The 9,651-nt window shown below is 33.8% G+C and carries 8 protein-coding genes; 3 read left to right on the top strand and 5 right to left on the bottom strand.

Features of this window, described 5'->3' with window-relative positions; translation table 11 throughout:
• The 3 genes from P8H68_RS03705 to P8H68_RS03695 all read left to right on the top strand — a co-directional run.
• Positions 1–1,536, top strand: a 1,536-nt coding sequence (locus tag P8H68_RS03705) for a glycoside hydrolase family 2 TIM barrel-domain containing protein (protein ID WP_300321766.1), incomplete at its 5' end; no start/stop codon positions are given.
• A 107-nt stretch (positions 1,537–1,643) separates the two neighbouring features.
• Positions 1,644–2,780, top strand: coding sequence for a glycoside hydrolase family protein (locus tag P8H68_RS03700; protein WP_300321763.1), 1,137 nt, complete (start codon positions 1,644–1,646; stop codon positions 2,778–2,780).
• Positions 2,767–4,191 (top strand): sulfatase, encoded by a 1,425-nt coding sequence (locus tag P8H68_RS03695; RefSeq protein WP_300321761.1) that lies wholly within the window; start codon positions 2,767–2,769, stop codon positions 4,189–4,191. Before P8H68_RS03700 ends, P8H68_RS03695 begins: the two co-directional genes overlap by 14 nt.
• Before the next feature lie 67 nt (positions 4,192–4,258).
• On the opposite strand, the gene P8H68_RS03690 is transcribed toward P8H68_RS03695, so the two are convergent.
• The 5 genes from P8H68_RS03690 to P8H68_RS03670 form a co-directional block, all read right to left on the bottom strand.
• Positions 4,259–5,134: a T9SS type A sorting domain-containing protein gene (locus tag P8H68_RS03690; protein WP_300321758.1), complete on the bottom strand. Its 876-nt coding sequence runs from the start codon at positions 5,132–5,134 to the stop codon at positions 4,259–4,261.
• A gap of 251 nt (positions 5,135–5,385) precedes the next feature.
• Positions 5,386–6,420, bottom strand: a complete 1,035-nt coding sequence (locus P8H68_RS03685) for a T9SS type A sorting domain-containing protein (protein WP_300321756.1) — start codon at positions 6,418–6,420, stop codon at positions 5,386–5,388.
• Between the two features lie 279 nt (positions 6,421–6,699).
• Positions 6,700–7,887, bottom strand: a complete 1,188-nt coding sequence (locus P8H68_RS03680; RefSeq protein WP_300321754.1) for a T9SS type A sorting domain-containing protein — start codon at positions 7,885–7,887, stop codon at positions 6,700–6,702.
• A 308-nt stretch (positions 7,888–8,195) separates the two neighbouring features.
• Positions 8,196–9,020 carry a T9SS type A sorting domain-containing protein gene (locus P8H68_RS03675; RefSeq protein ID WP_300321751.1) on the bottom strand — a complete coding sequence of 275 codons (825 nt, stop codon included), beginning with the start codon at positions 9,018–9,020 and terminating at the stop codon, positions 8,196–8,198.
• Positions 9,021–9,260: 240 nt separating this feature from the next.
• Positions 9,261–9,651: alpha-L-fucosidase C-terminal domain-containing protein (locus P8H68_RS03670; protein WP_300321749.1), on the bottom strand; the 391-nt coding region annotated here is incomplete at its 5' end.

The raw sequence follows: 9,651 nt of genomic DNA, 5'->3' as shown, positions 1-9,651 counted from the left end.
GCCAATTTTATGCGTATCATGCATGGTACTCAGAATAAAAAACTGATAGAACTCTGTGATAGAAAAGGAATTTTAATTTTTGAAGAAGTCAACGTCAGAGATTTAGACAACGAAGAATTTACAGCACCTGAATTTCCTTTGATTAAAAAATGGTTGAAAGGAATGATCGAAAGAGATATCAATCATCCAAGTATTATTGGTTGGAGTGTCGGAAATGAATTGAACAATCATTTCGAATTTGCCCGGTCAACAATGGAATATGTAAAAACTAAATTGGACCCTTACCGCTTACTAACTTGCGTAAGTAACTCAGGACAAAAACCCGATTATACTCCAGAAACAGATCCGAATACTTTTGTAGATATTATCATGCACAATATGTACAGATGGCAAGGTGAACCACAAGAAATACTAAACACTTTAAGAAAAAAATGGCCTAACAAGCCTATTTTTATTTCGGAATTTGGATTCGATCCTTTTGCTTCTCCTTCTTTAGACATCGACAAACCGGTGTTATCGGAATGGATACAACATTTCAGAAATAAAAATGAATTCGTAGTAGGAACTTCTATGTGGACATTTAATGATTACAGAAGTGGTTATGGAGGAACAAGTGCTGAGGAAAACCGAGTTTGGGGAATCATCAATGTATGGCGTCAAAAACGCAAATATTTTGAACGAGTAAAGAAAGAACAAAGTCCCGTTAAGGATATTGAAATTACTAACATTGACTTTGAAAAAAACACGGCAAACATAGAGATTCCAATAAGAGACTCACATGACTATCCTAGTTATGCTATGCGCAATTACAAACTAGAATATCAATTCAAAAACACAAAAGGAAAGACTGTTTATCAAAATTCCGTCAATTTACCTGACCTTCTTCCAAAAAACAAAATATGGAATGGGACACTAAAATGGGACACACTCCCTGAAGATATATTAGCTTTAAATATCAAACTAATAAGTCCGACTAATTATTCAAGATTTGACAAAACAGTTTCCTTTAAAAAGGCTATTCAACCCGGTATCAAACAAATAATCCCAGGAAAAAACTCTGTTAGAATACTATTTGAAACTGTTCAAAATGCAAATGAATATTTTGTACGTTATAAAAATGCTGCTGGTAAATTCACAGAATCGTATAGAACAATTACAAACAGCATAGATATTACGAATCTTGAAGAAGGAAAAGAATACACTTTTCAACTATTTGCTGTTAACGACAAAGGAATTAGCAAAGGTTCGAGAGGGAAGAATGCTTCTCCTAATAAGAAAATTTTACCTCCAACTATTTGGAAAAGTTTTATCGCAGATAACAAATTGGTAATCGGGTATTCAAGTGAATTTGAGGACATCAAATACAACGTCCGTTATGGAACTTCTAACGATAATTTGAATCAAAAATTCATTTCAAATGTTAGAGGAATGATGAGTATTGATTTGAATGGAGAAAATGAAATTTATTTTCAAATCAAAAGAAAATCCAAATTAGGTATCAGTAGTTGGTCACAAATAATTAAAACTAAACATTAGCAAATGAGAAAAATTAATTTGAAACCTGAAAGCTATTTCAAATTGAAATTAAATAAAAAACAAATTCAAAGAATTAAAGAAAATTCATTAAAATAAAAACCATTATTATGAAATACATTTTATCTACGGCATTGGCAATAACACTATTGTTTGCATGCAAATCTAAAACAGAAGAAACAGTCAAAGAAAAAGAAATCGATTTTAAAATTGAATTCGGAAAAGTAGCTCCTAAATCTGTGTTTAGCGGAGGAGATTCTTTAAGTATTTGGGGAGGATCAGTTGTTAAAGGAGAAGACGGAAAATACCACATGCTTTATTCTCGCTGGCCAAAAAATATTGGATGGGAATGGGTAAATTATTCAGAAGTGGCGCATGCAGTTTCAGATTCACCTTTTGGTCCTTTCAAACATGTAGATGTTGCTTTGGATGAACGTGGAGAAAAATTTTGGGATGGTTCTGTAACGCACAACCCTACGGTTCATAAAATGAATGGTAAATATTATATTTATTATATGGGGAACTTTGGTGATAAAAAAATTGTCAGTGTTCCTGGAAAGGCAAAAATCAATTGGATGCACCGCAACAACCAACGTGTTGGTGTTGCTGTAGCAGATACTCCAAACGGTCCTTGGAAAAGATTTGACAAACCTGTTATAGACATTACATATGGTGATGACAACGCATCTGATGCCTTAATGACCTCAAACCCTTCTGTTTGTCAAATGACAGATGGACGTGTTTTAATGGTTTACAAAGCCGTAGGAAAAAAATTCCCTATGCCAAATGGTGGACCCGTTGTACATATGGTTGCAATTGCTGATAGTCCTACAGGACCTTTCGTAAAACAAGAAAAATTGGCTTTTGAAATTAAAGGGGAACGTTTCCCTGCGGAAGATCCATATATCTGGCATCAAGATGGAAAATACAGGGCTATTGTAAAAAGAATCAAACATGAAAAACAACCAAATGGAAAAGAAAAAAGAGTTTTTTCATTAGTTCAATACGACTCAAAAGATGGGTTGGACTGGAAAGCTTCTAAACACCATGAAATTTCTGAAAGAATTGTTACTTGGGAAAACGGAAGAGTACAACAATTCAAACATTTAGAACGCCCGCAGGTATATATTGAAAACGGAGAAGCCATTGCTTTAATGTGTGCTGCAGATACTATTGTAAACAAAGTAAGACATTCTTTTAATATTCAAATTCCTTTAAAAGTAACAAAAGAAGATGCTAAAAAATAAAATTACAACTTTACTATTTTGTTCATTAACCTTATTGGCATTTGCTCAAAAACAACCCAATATTCTATGGATTAATTGTGATGATTTAGGGAGAGAACTAGCTTGTTATGGAAATCCGGATGTTTACACGCCTAACATAGATAAACTGGCTTTTGAAGGAGTTAAATATACCAATGCCTATTCCAACGCTCCAGTTTGCTCTGCGAGTAGATCTTCCCAAATCTTGGGCATGTATCCAAGTGCTGCCAATGTTCTAAATCACAGAACTATGGATAAAAAACCTTTACCTAAAGAGTATCCAACGCTAATGCAGTTGTTTCAAAATGCAGGGTATTTTTGCACCAATGGTTGGGCTCATGCTATGCATAAACCAGGAAAAGAAGATTATAATTTTTCAGATAAAAACTTATTTGATAGTACAGATTGGAAAAATAGAGATAAGAACCAACCCTTTTTTGCACAAGTTCAAATACATGAACCACATCGAGTATTTGTCAAAGACAAAGATAGACCTATCGCTCCACAGAAAGTTACCTTGCCAGGTTGTTATCCAGATTATCCTTTGATACGAGCGGATTGGGCTTTGTATTTAGAAAGTATTCAAATTGCTGACAAAAGAGTTGGGTATATTTTGGATAGATTGAATAAAGAAGGTTTAACTGATAATACTATTGTGATTCTATTTGGTGATCATGGTAGACCACACATTAGGGATAAGCAATGGCTTTATGAAGGAGGTCTTGCCATTCCCTTGATTGTACGCTATCCTAACAAACAAAAAGCAAACACCACAAAACAAGATTTAATTAGCTTGGTAGATGTAAGTGTAAGTTCTTTAGAATTAGCTAATATTAATATCCCTAAAAACATGCATGGAAAGAATGTTCTTGACGGAGAAAAAAGAAATTATGTATTCGGTTTTCGTCAACGTTGTGGAGATGCAGTAGATGATATTAGATCTATCACTGATGGAAGATATAAACTCATATGGAATCGCATGCCTGAGCTTCCGTATATGCAATTGACATCTTATAAAAAACTACAATATCCAGCATTTACTTTGTATCATTACTTAAATGAAAAAGGTGAACTTGAGTCACCATACAATCAATTTATGGCTAAAACAAGACCTGAATTTGAATTGTACGATTTAAAAAAGGATCCGAATGAATTTAGCAACCTTGCAGGTTCCAAAGAATATAGAAAAACACAAAAAAAGCTCTTTAAAAAATTAAACAAGTTAGTTTGTAAAATTGAAAAGAACAACACACCGGAAACTGAAGATAGTATTGAAAGAGCAAAAGCTGGATCACTTAAATTCTACAAGAAAGGAATGGAAAAAAAAGGATTGCCTGAAAATGCTAGCACTAAACAAATTATTGATAATTGGGAAGCACAATTGCTTCAGTAAAAAACTTTTGAAAACAAAAAAAATGCCTTGAAGTACTTCAAGGCATTTTCATTTATTGACAAAACTATTATTCCTTAATAATCTTACGCTTCAAACCATTGTTTGCTTGAAAAAAGTAAACCCCAGGAGTCAACTCAGAAATATCAATACTAGATTGAGCTTGGTAAGTTTTTACAACTTGACCAAGCACATTTGAAACTGTAATCGTTTCAACTCCTGAAAGATCAGAAATATTTACAATTCCGGTAGTTGGGTTAGGATATACTGATAACTCAGAAAACTCTATTGGAGAAGTGTTTAAAGTAGCTCCAAGAGCCAATAGATTCACTTCTGTTTCCGCCGTAGCACCTGAGTTGTATAGCATACCCGCTAATTCATAAACTCCTGGATTCCCTGATTCTTCTTTTACAGGAACTGCATATAATGCCGATGGGCTAGAAAAATACCTCATGAAGGTTGTGTATTCTGTTACTTCGTCTGGTGCTACAGCAATTGTATAACTTGTTACAATCACATCAAAATTTGCAGTTCCATCAGCGTTATCAACATAATTGATAATTCTTGCATTCGCCGCTGCTACTGTGGCGTCAGATAAAGCCACACCATGTAACCCTATAGCCGTTCCTAATGCAGGTCCATAAGCTGCTGAACCACCTGCTACAGAAGTAATATTTCCTGTTGAAGGAATTACGCCAGTAATACCTGTATTTCCAAGAGATGTTTGCCAAACAGGAACAAAAATTTGTTTGGCACTTCCATCTACATCGTTGGCTACATTTGTATATCTAACTACTAATGGGTTTTGACCAACTGACGGGGCGTATGTAGTTCCAGTCCTCAATGCAAACTCCGTAGGATAAGCAAGAACCTCCACAGAGATCTGTGCAGTACCTGCAATTGAAATAAATAATAATGCTGTTAAAATGTGTACTTTTTTAATCATAATAAAAATTTGATTTTGGTTAATGTTAATGTTAATGAATATAAAATTACAACAACAAATTTGTTTCAAAACCATGAGAAAAACTTGATCTGAACCTAAGCAGACTATACAATAAGTTAATTTTTTCCTTATTTCTATGGACAGCCATATCTACACAATTAAAACATTAAAATTCAGAGAGCTAGTTTAAGCGCATAAAAAAGCCTTTGAATCAAAATTCAAAGGCTTTAATTCAAAATGTTATATATACCTTATTTGGCAAATTTTATAGATCCATTTTGAGTAACAAAAATATAAACTCCAGAAGTTAGAGTCTCAACTGAAATTTGAGATGAAATCATCCCTGATTGAACTTTGGTACCTGTCATATTATATATAGAGTATTCTCCAGAAATAGCAGAATTAACTTTTATGACATCACTTCCTGAACTGTAATAAACTAAATCCAATGCATCTTTTTGCTTTTGAATTGAAGCTACTGAAGCATCAATATCAAAAGTATCAGATGCGTACCCAAAATTTTGAGCATCAGTAGAACCATTATATCCATAGCCCAAAACTTGCAGCCTTACTCCAGAAAGAGCCGAATCTAAATGAGGTACTGTAATATCAGCAGTCGTAGATTGTGAGGTGCTTAATGTTGTAACGGGAACTGAAATAGTAGTAGCTTCAGGTATTACAGCATAAGCATTCGTTAAAAACCTTACGCGAACATCTACTATATCACTATTACCTGGGTCTGGTTTAACAGCCGTATAATCTACGCCGAAAGTTAAAACATCACCAGGAATAAGATTTTTCCCATTTGCTAAAATATAATCAGCAACACTTACTCCTTCAATGGTAGTAATTGAAACATTGCAATTTACCTCAATACTGTTATCTTGTGCTATGTCGAAAGGCGAGAAAACACTATTCACGAAACCTCCAACGTTTGAACCGCGAGCTTGAACTTTTACAGCAGACAATCCTGGATTGATAGCAGGAACAGTTAAAGCTAAGGTCGTAGTTAACGGATTTGCATCATTAGCAACGGTTCCGGTAACTACCGTCCCTGAAACTTCAGACCAACCCGAAGTCAAAAACCTTACCACAATATTGTCGGCCCCTGCAACTAAATTTGTGTAAGTTATTTCGACGTTAAGAACAGTCCCGCTAGTTAGCGTAGGGTTACTAGTTTGAAAGTCTCCTGGTGTTTCTCCATTAATAGCTGTAATACTAACACTTTGCGCATTTGAAATCATAATTGCAAAAAACGCAATTGTAAAAAGTAATTTTTTAATCATAATAAATTGTTTAGTTGGTTATTATTTGTTTTGACTAAAACAGAAAAATGTCTAGCTAAAGCTAACATGATATAAACTTGTTCTACTTAGAAACACACAACAACAAAATATAAACATCCAGGACGCACAGCCCCTTATTTACTGGATACACCCCTGAACAAAACAATAAAAAAACAAGAAAACAACATAAACGGTATGTTCAGAAATAATCTATTGCAAAACACAAAAAAAAAGCCCTTTGAAATATTTCAAAGGGCTTTTCTTTATATAATTTTTCAATTATTTTTTTACAATCTTACGTTTTAATCCATTATCCGCTTGTAAAAAATAAACTCCATCTTTTAGATCAGAGATATCAATAGTGTTTTGAGCTTTAAAAGTCTTAACCACCTGACCTAAAACATTATAGATATTAATAACTTCAATTCCTGTAACATCAGAAATATTTACAATTCCCGTCGTTGGATTTGGATATACTTTTAAGTTTTCAATAGCATCACCAACCACTGAAGCTACAGGGGCTTCATTTACTGTTGTAAATTCCAATCCAAAAATCAAATTGATCCATCCATCATCAGTATCATTTCTCTTTTGTAAATCATATCTATCTGCAGTACTTCCTATTACAATTTGGTTCCCACCCACATCAGACGTAGCAGCAACATTTAAACTATTTAATACTGCGTCTAGAGGAAAAGTCAACGTTACTGATCCCGATCCATTCTCAACCAAAGATGGCACACTGATTGTAGGTACCGTAACATCATCTATAGTAGCATTTGAGTATGGGTCTTCACCACCATCACCAGGGTGAACCAATAATATTCTATATCTTAAATTTTCAATATCGTTTCCGTTAGATGTGTAATTAAAAGACATGGTAAAATCCTCACTTCTGGTTACTGAAGCAAAAACATCTTGTTCATTAGATATTTCAACATAATCATTTGCATAAAACGCATCCACTAAAGTAATCGCTGCATTTGCGAATCGGGTAGTAGTACCTTCATTGGCTGCTCCAGCAGAGCTTTTTCTCGTAGCTGGTCCTTTCGCATCCGCAAGAGTCTGATCTAAAACTTTAATCGATGTGAAATCCCATGTTCTAATTCTTGGTGATGTTCCTGCACCTGTATCTGAAGAAATATTTGCTGTTGTAAACCCTCCATCTTTCGCAAATACATTTGGTGTTCCAGTACCATCATCCTTAATAGGGAACCATAATGTTGCAAAACTTGAAGGCTCAGTATCAACACCGTCAACCCATGTTGTGGTGCTTGTAATTGTAACCGTTGTTTCAGTTAGCGTACCTGTACCATCACCCGAAGCACTGTCATCATTTAAAAATATTCCATTCGCGGCAATCACTAAATGATTCGCTCCTGAATGAGAAATAGTGTAAGTTGTTGTTTGCCCATAAGACATTGTTGAAATAGCAATCGCTAAAACATAAAGTAAATTTTTAATCATAATAAATTGGTTTGGTTATTTTATTGTTCTACAAACATAAAGCACCTTTAATCAATCAATTATCATATATGTTTTAAAAACTATCTTATATGGATCAGGTTAAAAATAATTTTTACTCCCACTTTTTCTAACATTTTCCGTGTTTTACAAATGACTAAAAAACCATAGACCAAAACTATCACAGCATCACGAATTAGAACAAATGATTCCTACAACAAAACATATGTGCAAATCTTTGCGCGAATTTTTTTTTAAAATAAAAACAAAAAAACCTCTGATTACTCAAAGGTTTCTTGTCAGTGTAAAAATTATTTTTTCACTATTTTTCTTTTCAGACCATTGTCTGCTTGTAAATAATACACTCCAGCTTTTAAATCAGAAATATCAATTGAGTTTTGAGCGCCAAAAGTTCTTACAACTTGCCCTAATACATTACTTATCGTAATTGTTTCAATATTCGAAATATCAGAAATGTTTACTACACCTGTTGTTGGGTTTGGGAAGACACCGATGGCATTTATTTTATCTAAATCAATAGATGCAACTGGAGCTTCTAAAATAGTAATGGAATTCGTGTATGCTATACGTGAATTCCCATTTGTTAGGGCTTCTGGACTACTCCATAAAGCGCTAGCATCTTTAGGATCCCCCGTGTGAGAAACTCTATAGGTTAACAAGCAGGTAAAATCTCCATCACCTGTCAATGATGTAAAATCAGCTGCCCCTCCTAGAGTCTTGATTGTATAAGTTCTTTTTTTTGTATTTGCCAAAGTTCCATCCACTGTTACAAAAGAAATATTCGCATCAATAACATCTGATTCATTGGTATCTAAATTCATAACAGATGTACCAGTAAACTGCCAATTATCAATTAAACCAGTACCAGTTAAGCCACTACCAGTAGTCCCAGAAGCTTGAAGTCTAAAATGTATTGTACCTACAGCGGGCGTAAAACTTGCCGACAAAGGAATATTGTCTACTATTAAAATTAAAGATTCATCAGCCGTGTCACCAGAATTTCTAAAAGTACCATCACTTGTAATCACAGATGAACCTGAAAAAGCAACAGTCATTTGTCCCATCATAAAATTTGTTGCAATCACTGCAACACTAAAAAGTAATTTTTTAATCATAATAAATTGTTTTTGGTTATTATTAAATTGTTCGACACAAAATTCACTCTTTAACATTTCAAATTATATCTTACATGTTTAAATGAATAGTATATATGGACTTCATCTAAACTTGTATACTTTAAATGCCTATATAACCTTAGTTTCTTACAGTTTTGTATAGTTTATAAGATTCATTGAAAACCAAAAAAAGCTCATGAATCAATCATGAGCTTTTTCTAAAACCTATAAAAACTAGGTCTAGAATTCTATTTTAAACACAAAGGCATGTTTACCTATTTTTTCTTTTGGCAATTGAATTTCTAAACAAGACTCATTTTGAACATATCCAACTTTAGAATTATTTGCCAAAAATTCTATATTAGAAATCTCTTTACTCAAATAAGAATTACCTATTGCCAAACTTTTTATTTTCAAAACCTCATCTTCAGGCCAGTCTAAAACAGTTGCATATAAAACATCTCCTTTGGTAGTGAATCGAATATCTTTAGAAGTGTTATCGGCGTTCTTATGTTCGCTCAAATGCCCTTCTTTGACCTCAAAATCACCTTCCCCATAAATTTCAAAAGGACGCGTTCCATAGATGGCCTCTCCATTAATTTCCAACCAGTCTCCCATTTCTAACAATCGT

Source organism: Flavicella sp. (assembly GCF_029238425.1).
GTDB lineage: Bacteria > Bacteroidota > Bacteroidia > Flavobacteriales > Flavobacteriaceae > Flavicella.
Note: the sequence above shows the minus strand (reverse complement) of the source record. Positions and strands in the feature narration are given on the sequence as shown.

Coding starts and splice junctions, on each gene's coding strand:
- P8H68_RS03700 (WP_300321763.1), top strand. CDS start 1,644: ATGAAATACATTTTATCTACGGCATTGGCAATAACACTATTGTTTGCA.
- P8H68_RS03695 (WP_300321761.1), top strand. CDS start 2,767: ATGCTAAAAAATAAAATTACAACTTTACTATTTTGTTCATTAACCTTA.
- P8H68_RS03690 (WP_300321758.1), bottom strand. CDS start 5,134: ATGATTAAAAAAGTACACATTTTAACAGCATTATTATTTATTTCAATT.
- P8H68_RS03685 (WP_300321756.1), bottom strand. CDS start 6,420: ATGATTAAAAAATTACTTTTTACAATTGCGTTTTTTGCAATTATGATT.
- P8H68_RS03680 (WP_300321754.1), bottom strand. CDS start 7,887: ATGATTAAAAATTTACTTTATGTTTTAGCGATTGCTATTTCAACAATG.
- P8H68_RS03675 (WP_300321751.1), bottom strand. CDS start 9,020: ATGATTAAAAAATTACTTTTTAGTGTTGCAGTGATTGCAACAAATTTT.